The 15,160-nt window shown below is 70.6% G+C and carries 14 protein-coding genes; 7 read left to right on the top strand and 7 right to left on the bottom strand.

Annotated features, from left to right (window positions below; translation table 11 throughout):
- The first annotated feature begins 32 nt into the window (after positions 1-32).
- Positions 33-1,604, top strand: coding sequence for a GAF domain-containing sensor histidine kinase (locus tag ACH4TV_RS15515; RefSeq protein ID WP_398398184.1), 1,572 nt, complete (start codon positions 33-35; stop codon positions 1,602-1,604).
- Positions 1,605-1,704: 100 nt separating this feature from the next.
- Positions 1,705-2,772: a M23 family metallopeptidase gene (locus ACH4TV_RS15510; RefSeq protein WP_398398182.1), complete on the top strand. Its 1,068-nt coding sequence runs from the start codon at positions 1,705-1,707 to the stop codon at positions 2,770-2,772.
- 18 nt (positions 2,773-2,790) lie between these two features.
- Here ACH4TV_RS15510 and ACH4TV_RS15505 read toward each other — a convergent pair whose 3' ends face one another.
- From ACH4TV_RS15505 to ACH4TV_RS15485, 5 genes are all read right to left on the bottom strand, one after another.
- Complete coding sequence (locus ACH4TV_RS15505; protein ID WP_398398180.1) at positions 2,791-3,660, bottom strand: Cof-type HAD-IIB family hydrolase; 870 nt, start codon at positions 3,658-3,660, stop codon at positions 2,791-2,793.
- A 76-nt stretch (positions 3,661-3,736) separates the two neighbouring features.
- Positions 3,737-4,648 carry an LLM class flavin-dependent oxidoreductase gene (locus ACH4TV_RS15500; RefSeq protein ID WP_398398179.1) on the bottom strand — a complete coding sequence of 304 codons (912 nt, stop codon included), beginning with the start codon at positions 4,646-4,648 and terminating at the stop codon, positions 3,737-3,739.
- Positions 4,649-4,720: 72 nt separating this feature from the next.
- The gene (locus ACH4TV_RS15495; protein WP_398398177.1) at positions 4,721-5,284 is read right to left on the bottom strand and encodes an RNA 2'-phosphotransferase; all 564 of its coding nucleotides are present in this window, start codon (positions 5,282-5,284) and stop codon (positions 4,721-4,723) included.
- Positions 5,285-5,458: 174 nt separating this feature from the next.
- Positions 5,459-7,213 carry an SDR family oxidoreductase gene (locus ACH4TV_RS15490; RefSeq protein WP_398398175.1) on the bottom strand — a complete coding sequence of 585 codons (1,755 nt, stop codon included), beginning with the start codon at positions 7,211-7,213 and terminating at the stop codon, positions 5,459-5,461.
- A 46-nt stretch (positions 7,214-7,259) separates the two neighbouring features.
- Complete coding sequence (locus ACH4TV_RS15485) at positions 7,260-8,102, bottom strand: M24 family metallopeptidase (protein WP_398398174.1); 843 nt, start codon at positions 8,100-8,102, stop codon at positions 7,260-7,262.
- Positions 8,103-8,349: 247 nt separating this feature from the next.
- Between ACH4TV_RS15485 and ACH4TV_RS15480 the strand changes: the two genes are divergently transcribed.
- The 5 genes from ACH4TV_RS15480 to ACH4TV_RS15460 all read left to right on the top strand — a co-directional run bounded on the left by ACH4TV_RS15480 (position 8,350) and on the right by ACH4TV_RS15460 (position 12,232).
- Positions 8,350-9,345 carry an ABC transporter ATP-binding protein gene (locus ACH4TV_RS15480; protein WP_398398172.1) on the top strand — a complete coding sequence of 332 codons (996 nt, stop codon included), beginning with the start codon at positions 8,350-8,352 and terminating at the stop codon, positions 9,343-9,345.
- Positions 9,335-10,240: an ABC transporter permease gene (locus tag ACH4TV_RS15475; RefSeq protein ID WP_398398170.1), complete on the top strand. Its 906-nt coding sequence runs from the start codon at positions 9,335-9,337 to the stop codon at positions 10,238-10,240. Before ACH4TV_RS15480 ends, ACH4TV_RS15475 begins: the two co-directional genes overlap by 11 nt.
- Complete coding sequence (locus ACH4TV_RS15470) at positions 10,237-11,148, top strand: ABC transporter ATP-binding protein (RefSeq protein WP_398398168.1); 912 nt, start codon at positions 10,237-10,239, stop codon at positions 11,146-11,148. Before ACH4TV_RS15475 ends, ACH4TV_RS15470 begins: the two co-directional genes overlap by 4 nt.
- A 10-nt stretch (positions 11,149-11,158) precedes the next feature.
- Positions 11,159-11,878 (top strand): ABC transporter permease subunit, encoded by a 720-nt coding sequence (locus ACH4TV_RS15465; protein WP_398398167.1) that lies wholly within the window; start codon positions 11,159-11,161, stop codon positions 11,876-11,878.
- Positions 11,879-11,962: 84 nt separating this feature from the next.
- Positions 11,963-12,232, top strand: a complete 270-nt coding sequence (locus ACH4TV_RS15460; protein ID WP_398398165.1) for a hypothetical protein — start codon at positions 11,963-11,965, stop codon at positions 12,230-12,232.
- A gap of 461 nt (positions 12,233-12,693) precedes the next feature.
- On the opposite strand, the gene ACH4TV_RS15455 is transcribed toward ACH4TV_RS15460, so the two are convergent.
- Together ACH4TV_RS15455 and serS are read right to left on the bottom strand one after the other, a co-directional pair.
- Positions 12,694-13,506 carry an HAD family hydrolase gene (locus ACH4TV_RS15455; RefSeq protein WP_398398163.1) on the bottom strand — a complete coding sequence of 271 codons (813 nt, stop codon included), beginning with the start codon at positions 13,504-13,506 and terminating at the stop codon, positions 12,694-12,696.
- On the bottom strand, positions 13,503-14,792 hold the full coding sequence (gene serS / locus ACH4TV_RS15450; protein ID WP_398398162.1) for a serine--tRNA ligase: 1,290 nt from the start codon (positions 14,790-14,792) through the stop codon (positions 13,503-13,505). The genes ACH4TV_RS15455 and serS overlap by 4 nt, the downstream gene beginning before the upstream one ends.
- Positions 14,793-15,160 lie beyond the last annotated feature (368 nt).

The following is a 15,160-nucleotide window of genomic DNA, read 5'->3' as shown; positions in this document are numbered from 1 at the left end:
CGGGGGCAAACGCGACTAACTACGCTCGGGGGATGTCCGACGTACCGCATTCCCCGGAGTCGACCGCGTGCGTCCCGCAGTTGCTGGAGGCGATGCGGGCCGTCGGGAGCGGGCTCGGACTGCACGCCACCCTGGAGCGGATCTGCGCGACGGCGGTGGCCTTGACGGACGCCGCGCACGCGGCCATCGGGGTCGTCGCCGAGGGCACCGCCGGTTTCGCCGACCTCGTCCACCACGGCGTCGACGAGGAGAGCGCCCGGTGGGCGCAGGGGCTGACCGACGGGCACGAAGCGCTGCTGAGCCAGGGCCTCCTCGACGTCCCTGTCCGGGTGCACGGCGAGGTCCTCGGGACCCTGTACCTGGCCGGCAAGCGCGGTGGCGGGCCGTTCACCGAGCACGACGTGACCCTGGTCCGCGTGCTGGCCACCGAGGCGGGCATCGCCATCGGCAACGCCCGCCTGTACGAGGCCGCCCGGCAGCGCGAGCGCTGGATCGACGGCTCCGTGGCCGTGACCACCGCGCTGCTCTCCGGCGGCGACATCGACGGCTCCCTCCGGATCGTCGCCGAACAGGCCCGCCGGCTCTCCGGGGCCGCGGCCGGGATCGTGCTGCTGCCCGCCGACGAGGGCGGCCTGGAGATCGTCGCCGTGGACGCGGAACCGGCGTCGGACGCGCTCGGCGTGATTCTCCCGCCGGAGAGCGAGATCGTCGCCGAACTCCTCGACGGCGAGCCGGTGTTCGTCGCGGACGCGGCCACCGACCCCCGGTTGGCCCACGTGACCGGCCTCACCCGCGACCACGGGCCCACCATGCTGCTGCCCCTCCAGAGCGACGGCCGGGTCGTCGGCAGCCTCGCCATGCTCCGCGCCCGGGGCGAGCACGCGTTCACGGAGACGGAACGCGCCCTCGCCGTCCAGTTCGCCGCGCAGGCCGCCCTCGCGCTGATGATGGCCGAGGCACAGCGCGACCGGGAGCGCCTCGCGGTGTACGAGGACCGCGACCGGATCGCCCGTGACCTGCACGATCTCGTCATCCAACGACTGTTCGCCACCGGGATGATGCTGGAGAGCGCCCAGCGCGGGCCGGTCGCGCCCGAGGTACGGGACGGGGTCGGCAGGGCCGTCGACGAACTCGACGTCACCATCCAGGAGATCCGCACCGCGATCTTCGCCCTGGAGGAGGACCCCGGCGAGGTGCCGTCCGAGCTGTCCACCCGGGTGGAGCGGGAGGTCCACATGGCTGCCGTGGCGCTCGGCTTCAAGCCCTCGCTCCGCGTTGCCGGTCCGGTCGACACCGCCGTCGGCGAACCGACCGGCAAGAATCTCGTCGCCGCTCTCCGCGAGGGCCTGTCCAACGCCTTCCGGCATGCCGGGGCGTCCAGGATCGACGTCGTGGTCGACGCGAACGTGACCCTGCCCGACGGCCGGCCGGCCGTACGGCTGACCGTCGCCGACGACGGCGTCGGCATCCCTCAAGGCGGTCGGCGCAGCGGCCTCAGGAACCTGAAACGGCGTGCCGAGTCGCTGGGCGGCGACAGCCGGCACGGGCCCGGCAGCGGCTCGGACGGCGGCGGTACGACGGTCGTATGGCAGGCGCCGTACTGAGCCCGTGAACGGCCCCGGCTGACCCGTTCGTGGCAACGGGTCCCCCAGGCGTACGACTTGAACAGGCAAACGGGCCGGTTTGCGGTACACGATCGCTGACATGGGCTCACCTCGCCGTCACCCGCTGCTCGTTCCGGCACTGCTGTGCGCGCTCGCGGTCCTGGTCGCCCGGCCCACGGCCGCCTCCGGCGAAGACGCCGACCCCGGGCCGGACTCCGCCACGGACTCGGGCCTCAGCACCCAGGTGACACGGCTGTACGCCGATGCCGCCGTGGTGACCCAGCAGTACGAGGCCGGGCGGCGCGAGGCCGAGGTGGAGCGGGCGAGGGCCCGGCGGTACGAGGAACTCCTCACCCGCGAACGGCGCGACATCGCCGTCCTGCACGAGGACCTCGGCCGGATCGCCCGCGGCCAGTACCGCAGCGGCGGCGGCCTGCCGCTCACCGCGCAGATGCTGCTCGCGGACAACCCCGAAGAGCTGATGCGCGGTCAGCGGGCCGTGTGGCAGGCCGATCTCGCCGTGAACAACGCGATCGACAAGAGCCGGCGTGCGGAGGCCCGGCTCGCCGCCGACGAGGCGAAGGCGGCGGCGCAGTGGCAGACGCTGGAGCGGCAAAACAGCGAGATCGCCAAGCTGAAGCGGACGATCGAGGAGAAGCTCGAAGAGGCCCGCTGGACGCTGCAGGGCCGCGCCGACGCCTCGGTCGCGGCGGGCTCCTGCCGGGGCGCCGTCCGGCTCGACCAGCCGGACCCCGGGACCATGCCGGAGTACGTCACGCCCGTGGAGGCGTACGAACTCTCCGCGAGTTTCGGCAGTGGCGGCGACCGCTGGGCGAACGGGCACACCGGGCAGGACTTCGCGGTACCGATCGGCACGCCGGTGCGGGCGGTCGGCGCCGGCACCGTGGTGTCGGTGTCGTGCGGGGGCGCCTTCGGCATCGAGATCGTGATCGAGCATGCCGGGGGCTACTACACGCAGTACGCGCACCTCGCCGCCGTCACCGTCGACCAGGGTCAGCGGGTGACCCCCGGGCAGTGGATCGGCCAGACCGGCACGACCGGCAACTCGACCGGCCCGCACCTGCACTTCGAGGTACGCGTCACACCGGAACTGGGGTCGGGGGTGGACCCGGCACCCTGGCTGACGGCGCGCGGGGTGCAGTTGTAGGGGCCCGGTCCGGCCGGCTCAGAGGCGTTCCGCGAGCAGCCGCTCGATCACGACCGCCACCCCGTCCTCGTTGTTGGGCGCCGTCCGTCCCGAGGCCGCGGCGAGGACGTCGGGGTGCGCGTTGCCCATCGCGTACGACCGGCCCGCCCAGGTGAGCATCTCGACGTCGTTCGGCATGTCCCCGAAGGCGACGACCTCCTCGTGCGAGATGCCCCGCTCGGCGCAGCACAGGGCCAGCGTGCTGGCCTTGGAGACACCGGGGCCGCTGATCTCCAGCAGGGCACTGGGGCTGGAGCGGGTGACGGTGGCACGGTCGCCGATCGCGAGCCGGGCGGTGGTGAGGAAGGCGTCGGGGTCGATCGTGCGGTGGTACGCGAGGATCTTGAGCACGGGCTCACCGTCGCTCGGCCCGCCCGGGGCCAGCAGTTTCTCGGCGGGCTGGAGGTTGTCCGGCACCTCCATGTGCAGCTTCGGGTACTCCGGCTCCTGGTGGAAGCCGTACGTCTGCTCCACGGCGTACACGGTTCCCGGCGCGGCCTCGCGCAGCAGGCGTACGGCGTCCAGCGCGTTGTCCCTGGCCAGGTCCCGCACCTTCACGAAGCGGTGGGCGCCGGGGCCGCCGTGCAGGTCGACCACGGCGGCGCCGTTGCCGCAGATCGCCAGGCCGTGCCCGTGGACGTGCTGGCTGACGACGTCCATCCAGCGGGCCGGGCGGCCGGTGACGAAGAAGACCTCGACACCCGCGGCCTCGGCGGCGGCCAGGGCGGCGACCGTGCGCGGGGACACCGACTGGTCGTCGCGCAGCAGCGTGCCGTCGAGGTCGGTGGCGATCAGCCGGATCGGGACGGCGGCGGCGGGGGTCTCGGGCTCTCTGGTCGCTGAGGTCACCGGGCCATTCTCGCGTATGTGCGCGCACACCCAGGCGGGCGCCCGCACAGGCGGGTGGCCGTCCCGGCAGAAAGCGTCAGCGCAGCTGTGCCGGTGCCTCCGTGGCGATGCGCTCGAAGACCTGCTGGTCGGCGGCGAAGTCGGAGTCGGGGATGGGCCAGTGGACCACGATCTCGGTGAAGCCCAGTTCCTGGTGCCGGCCCGCGAAGTCGACGAACGCGTCCACGGACTGCAGCGGGCGGCCCCGGTCCGGGGTGAACCCGGTGAGCAGGATCCTGTCGATCCCGTTCACGTCCCGGCCGATCGCGGCACAGGCGTCGGCCAGCTTCTCGGCCTGTCCGCGCAGCGCCTGGACCGACTGCTCGGGCGTGCCCTTCTCGTACAGCCGGGGGTCGCCGGTCGTCACCCAGGCCTGCCCGTACCGCGCCGCGAGTTTCATCCCGCGCGGCCCGGTGGCGGCCACCGCCAAGGGCAGCCGGGGACGCTGCACACAGCCCGGGATGTTGCGCACCTCGTGCGCCGAGTAGTAGTCGCCCTGGTACGAGACGCCGTCCTTGCCGTCCTCGACCAGCAGCTTGTCGAGCAGGGTGACGAACTCGCCGAACCGGTCGGCACGCTCCCGGGGTGTCCACGGGTCCTGGCCCAGCGCGGTGGCGTCGAATCCGGTGCCACCCGCGCCGACGCCGAGGGTGAACCGGCCGTTCGACACGTCATCGAGGGAGATCAGATCCTTGGCGAGCGTCACCGGGTGCCGGAAGTTCGGCGACGTCACCAGGGTGCCCAGGCGCAGCCGGTCGGTGACAGCGGCGGCGGCCGTGAGCGTGGGGACGGCACCGAACCAGGGGCCGTCCCGGAAGGTGCGCCAGGACAGGTGGTCGTACGTGAACGCGGTGTGGAAGCCGAGCTGCTCCGCGTGCTGCCAGGTCGAACGGCCGCCCTCGTGCCAACGGCGGTACGGCAGGATCACGGTGCTCAGACGCAGACTCATGCCTCAAAGCCTAGATGCCGTCATGTTTCACGTGAAACATGACACCGGGCGGTCACCGAGCGCGGTCAGGTGTCAGTGCGGCCTGGGAAACCGCAGATAGCGCGGCGGTACGGCCTCGGTGAGCCACACCCCGTTCGCGCTGACGTGGAAGAGGTGGCCGTCGCGGTGCATGGCGGCCGAGTCCACGGGGAGCACCACGGGCCGGCCTCGGCGGGCGCCGACCCGGGTCGCGGTCTCACGGTCGGGCGAGAGGTGGACGGCGTGCCGGTTCATGGGCCGGAGGCCCTCGGCGCGGATCGCGTCCAGAAAGAGGCCCACCGTGCCGTGGTAGAGGTACGGCGGCGGGGTCGCCGGGGGCAGCCCGAGGTCGACCTCGACGCTGTGGCCCTGGCTGGCGCGGATCCGGGTGCCGTCGATCGCGAAGCGCTTCTTGTCGTTGGCGGCGACCACGTGGTCCAGCTCGTCCCGGCTGAACCGGAAGCCGTGTGCGGCGCACGCGGCGATCAGCTCGTCGATCTCGACCCAGCCGGCCTCGTCGAGCGTGAGCCCGATCCGCTCCGGCTGGTGCCGCAGATGCTTCGACAGGTACTTCGACACCTTCACGGTGCGTCTTTCATCCATCCTGTTCTCGGTCATCCCGTAAGGGTGCCGGGCGAGACGGTGATCACGCATTTGATTTTGGTCCGGAGGTTTGATCCACAGCCAAGTCCAGTTATCCACAGGGGAATTGAAGAAACTGTGGACAACTGGCCTGCGGCTTTGGGGCTATTCGTCAACTTAGTTCTATTTGTTCCTCTTTGGGGTTTCCGGTCACAGCGGTGGATCCACCCGCGCCAACGCCCTCAACGCCCCCGGCATGAAGCGGGACATGAGATGCGTGCCCCGGGCCTCCGGGGTCACCGGGACGACCGCCTCGTCACGCGCCACCGCACGCAGGATCGCCGAAGCGACCTTCTCCGGCGGGTAGTTGCGCAGCCCGTACAGACGGGCCGTCCGCTTCTGCCGACGGGCCTGCTCCTCGGCGTCGACTCCCGTGAAGCGCGCGGTCGTTGTGATGTTCGTGTTGACGAACCCGGGGCAGATCGCCGAGACGCCGATGCCCTGGTTCGCCAGCTCGGCGCGCAGACACTCGCTGAGCATGAGCACCGCGGCTTTCGAAGTGCTGTACGCGGGCAGCGCCTTGGAGGGCTGGTACGCCGCGGCCGACGCGATGTTCACGATGTGGCCGCCCTGCCCGCGCTCGGTCATCTGCTTCCCGAAGAGGCGGCAACCGTGGATCACGCCCCACAAGTTGACGTCCAGGACCTTCTTCCAGTCCTCCGGCGTCGTGTCGAAGAAGGACCCGGAGAGCCCGATCCCCGCGTTGTTCACGAGTACGTCCACCACGCCGTACTCGGTGGCGACCTTCTCGGCCAGCTTCTCCATGGCCTGTTCGTCCGAGACGTCGACCGTTTCCGCCCAGGCCTCGGGGGCGCCGACCAGACGGGCCAACTCGGCGGTGCGCGCCGCGCCTTCGGCATCCCGGTCGACGGCCACCACGCGGGCGCCCGCCTCGGCGAACGCGAACGCCGTGGCCCGTCCGATGCCACTGCCCGCCCCGGTGACCAGGACGAGCCGGCCGGAGAAACGCTCCGCGTACGCGCCTGTTGCCTTCTTCGGGAGCCGTCCGCTCTCGTTGGCGGTCACGAACTCGTCGATCCAGGCGGCCAGTTGGTCGGGCCGGGTGCGCGGGACCCAGTGTCTGGCAGGGAGCGTGCGGCGCGTCAGTCGGGGCGCCCACCGCTCCAGTCCGTCGCACAGCCGCTCGGAGAGGAAGACATCCTGCAGGGGCGTGATGAGCTGCACGGGCGTGTGGGCGTACGCGTCCGTGCGCGGCCTGTTCAGCCGGGACCGCACGTTGTCCCGGTACAGCCACAGGCCGTTGACCGCGTCCGAGGACAGGGAGGCGGTCGGATAGGAGTCCGTGGAGACCTGTTCGAGGCGGGTCAGCATCTTCGGCCAGCGTTTGCCGAGCGGGCCGCGCCAGGCGAGTTCGGGCAGCACGGGCGTGTGCATCGCGTACACGTACCAGGACTTGCCGGCCTGGCCGAGGAGTTGGGCGAGGGCGCGCGGCGTGGGCCTTCTCATGCGCTGCTTTATCCAGTGGCCCAAGTGGTCCAGGGACGGCCCGGACATCGACGTGAACGACGCGATCCGGCCCTCGGTACGGGCGACGGTGACGAACTCCCAGGACTGCACCGAGCCCCAGTCGTGTCCCACCAGGTGCACCGGCCGGTCCGGGCTGACCGCGTCCGCGACCGCCAGGAAGTCGTCGGTCAGCTTCTCCAGGGTGAAGCCGCCGCGCAGCGGACGCGGCGCCGTGGAACGGCCGTGGCCCCGCACGTCGTACACCACCACATGGAAACGGCCGGCGAGGCGCGCGGCGACCTCCGACCACACCTCCTTGGTGTCCGGGAAGCCGTGCAGAAGGATCACCGTGGGGTTCGCCGGGTTCCCCGACTCGGCGACGCACAGCTCGATTCCGCCCGTCCGCACCCGGCGCTCACGCGCTCCGTCGAGAGTCACTCGTCCTCCACCCGGCGCTCCTGCGCGTCCTCAAGGTCCACGACCGTCACTTCGCCTCCGCCCAGCGCCGCACATGCGGCAGATCGTCGTCCAGCCAGAACGCGCTCTCCTGCGGGTCCGCGGAGTCCGTGACGACCAGGATCTCCTCGAACTTCGCACCCGTGCCCCGGAATCCGAGATGCGGCTCGACCGCCCACAGGCCCGGCTGCGGAGGGTGGTCGGAGAAGCGGTACGGCGACCACAGCGGCGACCAGCCCTCGCGGTGGCCGCGCAGCGCGTCGCCCGCCAGCCCCTTCAGGGACTGCGTACCGAACCCGAACAGCCTGGGTGACCAGGGCCGTTCCCGCACCCGGTCGATCTTGTGCGCGATCACTCCGAAGGGGTACGCGCGATGCCGGTTGGCGTAGCCCTGGCGGACCATGAGGCGGTCCACGTCCTCATAGATCTCGCGCAGCGGGCGCCGCTCGCGCACCTCGCGCAGGATCAGCTCGCGGTGCGACTCCAGGTCGGCCATCAGCCGGTCCTGCACCGGGTTGCCGTCGAGCGAGCCCGAGTAGCCGATGTCGGCCGCGAAGCCCTGGTGGACCGGGGCGAGGTCCAGGATGAACGGCATCCCGGGCTCCAGCCGGCGGCCGGTCGGGAAGAACTGGAGCGGGACGCGGAAGTTCACGAAGGCGGTGCGGTCCCCGAACCAGGCGAAGGGCAGATGGAACCAGTCCCGCACACCCCGCTCACGCAGCCACTCCCGCTGCATCCGGGCCGCCTCCCGCTCGGTGATCCCCGGTTCGAGGCGTGCCGCGACGGCCTCCGCGCACTCGTACGCCAGCCGCTGCACCCGCCTGAACCCGGCCAGTTCCGCGGTGAGTTCGCCCGCCTCCGCCGTCGCCATTGCCGCCGCCCACCGTCCCCATCGACCGCGCTACGCGCCCGTAACTTGACCTCGCGAATCTGGCACTTGTTAGAGCCTGCGTCAACAGTCGAACGTCTGTCTGTGGATAACCGCGCTGATGTGGACAACCCGTCGTCGGTTGTTCGACCTCAGGGGGACCCCTACGGGCCCGTACGCCTGAAGTCGGACGCCGAGACAGCTCTTCGGGTTGACGACCGGTGTGGTGTGCGCCACTACCGTCGAGGACGTGACTGTGATCGCGACCGAAAGCCTGAGCAAGCGGTTCCCCCGGGTGACCGCGCTCGACCGGCTCTCCATGGACATCGGACCCGGTGTGACCGGACTCGTCGGCGCCAACGGCGCCGGCAAATCCACCCTGATCAAGATCCTGCTGGGTCTGTCTCCCGCTACGGAGGGCCGCGCCGAAGTGCTCGGCCTCGATGTCGCCACCAAGGGCGGCGACATCCGTGAGCGGGTCGGCTACATGCCGGAGCACGACTGCCTGCCACCCGACGTCTCGGCCACCGAGTTCGTCGTGCACATGGCGCGCATGTCCGGACTCCCGCCTGCCGCCGCCCGCGAGCGCACCGCCGACACTCTGCGCCATGTCGGCCTGTACGAGGAGCGCTACCGACCCATCGGCGGCTACTCGACCGGCATGAAACAGCGCGTGAAGCTCGCCCAGGCGCTGGTCCACGACCCGCAGCTGGTCTTCCTGGACGAGCCGACCAACGGCCTCGACCCGGTCGGCCGCGACGAGATGCTCGGCCTGATCCGCCGGATCCACACCGACTTCGGCATCTCGGTCCTGGTCACCTCGCACCTGCTCGGCGAGCTGGAGCGGACCTGCGACCACGTGGTGGTCGTCGACGGCGGCAAACTCCTGCGGTCCAGCTCCACCACGGACTTCACCCAGTCCACGGCCATCCTCGCCATCGAGGTGACCGACACCGACGAACACCCGGACGGCACCAACGCGGTGCGCGAGGCGCTCCACGCGCGCGGGGTGGACACCCATGAGGGCAGCGGCGGCCTGCCCGGCGCCGGACACATCCTGCTGCTCACCGCCCAGGGCGAGGACACCTACGACCTCGTACGGGACACGGTCGCCGACCTCGGCCTCGGCCTGGTGCGCATGGAACAGCGCAGGCACCACATCTCCGAGGTCTTCACCGACAGCGACGAGAAACAGAGCACCGCACAGCACAGCGCGGGAAAGGAGGCGGTCGGCCATGGCGGTTGAGCAGACCCCGGCACAGGCGGGCCCCCAGTCCCGCATCCACAACATCGGCTACCGCTCGTACGACGGCCCGCGCCTCGGCCGGGCCTACGCCCGGCGATCGCTCTACTCGCAGTCCCTGCGCGGCTCCTACGGCCTCGGCCGCTCGGTCAAGTCCAAAGTGCTGCCGATGGTGCTCTTCGCGGTGATGTGCGTCCCGGCGGCCATCATGGTGGCGGTCACGGTCGCCACCACGGCCAACGAACTGCCCGTCGAGTACACGAACTACGCGATCGTCATGCAGGCGGTCATCGGTCTGTACGTCGCCTCGCAGGCACCCCAGGCCGTCTCCCGCGACCTGCGCTTCAAGACCGTCCCCCTGTACTTCTCGCGCCCGATCGAGACCGCGGACTACGTCCGCGCGAAGTTCGCGGCGCTGGCCTCGGCCCTGTTCCTCATCACCGCGGTGCCGCTGGTCGTGCTCTACGTGGGCGCCCTGCTGGCCAAGCTCGACTTCACCGACCAGACCAAGGGATTCCTCCAGGGGCTCGTCTCCGTGGCACTGCTCTCGCTGCTGTTCGCCGGTATCGGCCTCGTCATCTCGGCGGTCACCCCGCGCCGCGGCTTCGGTATCGCGGCCGTCATCGCCGTACTGACCATCTCCTACGGCGCGGTGTCCACGCTCCAGGCCATCGCCGACGTGCAGGGCAGCGGCGGTGCCGTCCCCTGGATCGGCCTCTTCTCGCCCATCACGCTCATCGACGGGGTGCAGACGGCCTTCCTGGGCGCGACGTCCGCCTACCCCGGAGGGGTAGGCCCCAGCACCGGTGAAGGCGTGGTCTTCCTCCTTGTCTTCCTGGGTCTCGTCGCCGGCTGCTACGGCCTTCTGATGCGCCGCTACCGAAAGGTCGGACTGTGACCACGCTCAACATCGACCATGTCTCGCGCTGGTTCGGCAACGTGGTGGCGGTCAACGACATCACCATGACGATCGGCCCCGGCGTCACCGGCCTCCTCGGCCCCAACGGCGCGGGGAAGTCCACCCTCATCAACATGATGGGCGGCTTCCTGGCCCCCTCCACCGGCACCGTCACCCTCGACGGACAGCCCGTGTGGCGCAACGAGCAGATCTACAAGCACATCGGCATCGTCCCCGAGCGCGAGGCGATGTACGACTTCCTGACCGGCAAGGAATTCGTGGTCGCCAACGCCGAGCTGCACGGTCTGGGCGCCAAGGCGGCCCAGCGGGCGCTCGCCACGGTCGAGATGGAGTACGCGCAGGACCGCAAGATCGCCACGTACTCCAAGGGCATGCGCCAGCGCGTCAAGATGGCGAGCGCGCTCGTCCACGACCCGTCGCTCTTCCTGCTCGACGAGCCGTTCAACGGCATGGACCCGCGTCAGCGCATGCAGCTCATGGACCTCCTGCGCCGCATGGGCGCCGAGGGCCGCACGGTCCTGTTCTCCTCGCACATCCTCGAAGAGGTCGAGCAGCTGGCCTCCCACATCGAGGTCGTCGTCGCCGGACGGCACGCGGCCAGCGGCGACTTCCGGCGCATCCGCCGCCTGATGACCGACCGCCCGCACCGCTACCTCGTCCGCTCCAGCGACGACCGCGCCCTCGCCGCCGCACTGATCGCCGACGCGTCCACCTCCGGCATCGAAGTGGACCTCGCGGAGGGCGCCTTGCGCATCCAGGCCGTCGACTTCGGCCGCTTCACCGCCCTGCTGCCCCGCGTCGCCCGCGATCACGGCATCCGGCTGCTCACGGTCTCGCCGTCCGACGAGTCCCTCGAATCCGTGTTCTCGTATCTCGTCGCCGCGTAGGAGGCCGAACATGTACGACCCCACAGTCGCCCGGCTCACCTACCGGGCCCTGCTCGGCCGCCGCCGAGCCCTCATCCTCGGCGCGCTGCCGCTGCTGCTCATCGTCATCGCCGTCGCCGTACGCGTCCTCGTCGGAGCCGACGACCAGACCGCGGCGGACGTCCTGGGCGGGCTCGCCCTCGCCACGATGGTGCCGCTCATCGGTGTCATCGCGGGAACCGGCGCGATCGGCCCGGAGATCGACGACGGCTCCGTCGTCTACCTGCTCTCCAAGCCGATCAAGCGGCCCACGATCATCTTCACCAAGCTGATCGTCGCGATCGGCGTCACCATGGCGTTCTCGGCGGTGCCGACGTTCATCGCGGGCCTCATCCTCAACGGCAACGGCCAGCAGATCGCCGTCGCCTACACGGTCGCCGCGCTGGTCGCCTCCATCGCGTACGCCGCGCTCTTCCTGCTGCTCGGCACGGTGTCCCGGCACGCGGTGGTCTTCGGGCTCGTCTACGCCCTGGTCTGGGAGGCCCTGTTCGGCTCCCTGGTGCCCGGGGCGCGCACGCTGAGCGTCCAGCAGTGGGCGCTGGCCGTCGGCCACGAGGTCACGGGCGGCGAACTGGTCACCTCGGACGTCGGACTGACCACGGCGACGGTCCTGCTGATCGCGGTCACCGTCCTCGCCACCTGGTACGCGGGGCAGAAGCTGCGCACACTGACGCCGACCGGCGAGGAGTAGGCCCGACGGCGGCTTCTTGACAGGGACTTCACGCGTGTCCCGGCACACTGGACAAACGGGGACGCAGGGGCGAGGAGGACGGGGATGGCAAGGAAGGCAGTACGGGGAGAGGGCCGGGGCCAGGAACAGGGCGACGGACCCGCCGGGTCCGAGTCCGGGGACACCTGGGGGGAGCTGGTCCTCGACGAGGACTTCATACGCTCCGCCGACACCGCCGAACCGTCCGCCCGCGCCCGGATGCTCGCGGCGCGGTGGCGCGACAAGGCGCCGGAGCCGCAGCCCTGGCGGTCGGACGAGCCCCCGGCCGGCTGGTTCTTCAGCAAGTCGCGTCGCCGCAGGTGGCGCCGCCGGTAGGACGGTCGGTACGGCGGTCGGCAGAGCAGCCGGCCCGCCCCCGGCGCCTGTTCACGAGTTCACTCAGGTTTTCCTGGCGATGTCCGCACCGGTCACAGCTGCCGACCTGCTCTTTTATGCTGGGGGTCCGGGGGTTATCCCCCGGGAAGGCGCAGTATTGGGTGGCGTTCGAGTTGGCGGACAGGCACAGTAGTTGTGTCCAGTACGCCGGATCTGTCCGAGTCGCGGATCCAGTGTCTGGTGTCGGGTCTGGGAGCGGAGCCGAGCGACGCCGGTGCACGGCGTACCGCACGGCTCCCTTCAGGGCAGCCCGCGGCGGGCTCCGGAGCAGTCACTACCTCCGGGGGGCCGCTCAGCTGGGGGAGCTGCCCGGGGCGGCCAATTCGAGCGCGCGAGTCACTTCGCGCGGGCCGCCCTCCCCAGGCCCTCCGACTCTCAGGCCCCCAACTCTCAGGCCCCGCCTACGACAGCAACCGCTCCAGCACCACCGCGATGCCGTCCTCGTCGTTCGACGACGTCACCTCGTCCGCCACCGCCCGCAGTTCGGCGTGGGCGTTGGCCATCGCCACCCCGCGTGCCGCCCAGGCGAACATCGGGATGTCGTTCGGCATGTCGCCGAAGGCGATCGTGTCCGCGGACTTCAGGCCCAGCCGGCGGGCCGCCAGCGACAGGCCCTTCGCCTTGGACAGGCCCAGGGGGAGAAGTTCGACGATCCCCTCGCCTGCCATGGCGACCGTCACGAAGCCGCCCGCGGTCCGCACGGCGACCTCGGTGAGCTCGTCGGAGGACAGGGTCGGATGCTGGATGTAGATCTTGCCCAGCGGCTCGGACCAGAGGTCCGACGGGTCCGTGAGCGGGACGAAGGGCAGCGCGCCCATGCTCGCGTAGCCCGGCCCGACCAGCACCTCGCCGTCGAGGCCGGCCCGGCTCGCCGCCAGGAACAGTGGCCCGACCTCCGCCTCGATCTTCGCCAGCGCCAGCGAGGCCAGCTGCCGGTCCAGGGTGATCGACGTCAGCAGGCGATGCGCCCCGACGTCGTACACCTGTGCGCCCTGGCCGCAGACCGCGAGTCCCTCGTAGCCCAGTTCGTCGAGTATGTGGCGCGTCCAGCGCACCCCCCGGCCGGTGACGACGATGTGCGCGGCGCCCGCCGCGGCGGTCGCGGTGAGGGCCTCGCGGGTGCGCGCCGAGACCGAGTCGTCGGAGCGCAGGAGCGTTCCGTCGAGGTCGGTCGCGACGAGTTTGTACGGGAACGACCCGGCGGCGTCGGTCACTTGGAGACCGGCTCCAGCAGCTCCCGGCCGCCCAGGTACGGACGCAGCACCTCGGGGACGCGCACCGAGCCGTCGGCCAGCTGGTGGTTCTCCAGGATCGCCACGATCGTGCGCGGTACGGCGCACAGCGTGCCGTTCAGCGTCGCGAGCGGCTGCACCTTGCTCTTGCCGTCGCGGGTGTCGCGCATCCGCACGGACAGGCGCCGCGCCTGGAAGCCGTCGCAGTTGGAGGCCGAGGTCAGCTCGCGGTACTTGCCCTGGGTCGGGATCCACGCCTCACAGTCGAACTTGCGCGAGGCGGACGCGCCCAGGTCGCCCGAGGCCACGTCGATGACCTGGAAGGGCAGGTCGAGGGCGGTCAGCCACTGCTTCTCCCAGTCCAGGAGACGCTGGTGCTCGTTCTCCGCGTCCGCGGGGTCGACGTACGAGAACATCTCGACCTTGTCGAACTGGTGCACGCGGAAGATGCCGCGGGTGTCCTTGCCGTAGGTGCCGGCCTCGCGGCGGAAGCACGGCGAGAAGCCGGCGTAGCGCATCGGCAGCTTGTCGGCGTCGAGGATCTCGTCCATGTGGTAAGCGGCGAGGGGGACCTCGGAGGTGCCGACCAGGTAGAGGTCGTCGTTCTCCAGGTGGTACACGTTCTCCGCGGCCTGGCCGAGGAAGCCGGTGCCCTCCATCGCGCGCGGGCGGACCAGCGCCGGGGTCAGCATCGGCGTGAAGCCGGCCTCGGTGGCCTGCGCGATCGCCGCGTTGACGAGGGCGAGCTCAAGGAGCGCGCCGATGCCGGTGAGGTAGTAGAAGCGCGAGCCGGACACCTTGGCGCCGCGCTCGACGTCGATGGCGCCCAGCGCCTCGCCCAGCTCCAGGTGGTCCTTGGGCTCGAAGCCCTCGGCGCCGAAGTCGCGGATCGTGCCGTGCGTCTCCAGGACGACGAAGTCCTCCTCGCCGCCGACCGGGACGTCCGGGTGGACCACGTTGCCGAGCTGGAGGAGAAGCTTCTTGGCCTCCTCGTCCGCCTCGTGCTGCTCGGCGTCGGCCGCCTTGACGCCGGCGGCGAGCTGCCCGGCCTTCGCCAGCAGCTCGGCCTTCTCGTCGCCCGAGGCCTTGGGGATCAGCTTGCCGAGCGCCTTCTGCTCGGAACGCAGCTCGTCGAAACGGACGCCGGACGACCTGCGCCGCTCGTCGGCGGACAGGAGAGCGTCGACGAGCGCGACGTCCTCTCCACGGGCGCGTTGCGAAGCGCGCACACGGTCGGGGTCCTCACGAAGCAGGCGAAGGTCAATCACCCTCCAAGGCTACCGGTGTGGGATTGGCGCTCACGACTAGGTCTTTCCTTACATGGCTTAACCGGCCATTTGCCCTAAATGTCTCTCACGTCAAAGAGAAGGATGCGACTCCCTGGAAGGGTCAGGGAGCCGCCTCTCGGTTGACTCGAATCCCTTGTGGAGAACGGGACTTGGGGGTGGTCCCGGGCCCGGTAATCCACACCCTGGAAAAGTTATCCACAGGCTGTGCGAAAGATCTGTGGATTACGGAAGTGATCGTTCCGAAAGGTGTCCACGAGGTGATCAATTCCCGAAGCAAACCACCTTCACGCCCACTTTCGGGTGGAAATGCGTAACCCCCGCGGGTTACGCCAGGGAAACGGGTGGAC

This window comes from Streptomyces sp. NPDC020898 (assembly GCF_044333925.1).
Taxonomy (GTDB): domain Bacteria; phylum Actinomycetota; class Actinomycetes; order Streptomycetales; family Streptomycetaceae; genus Streptomyces.
Note: the sequence above shows the minus strand (reverse complement) of the source record. Positions and strands in the feature narration are given on the sequence as shown.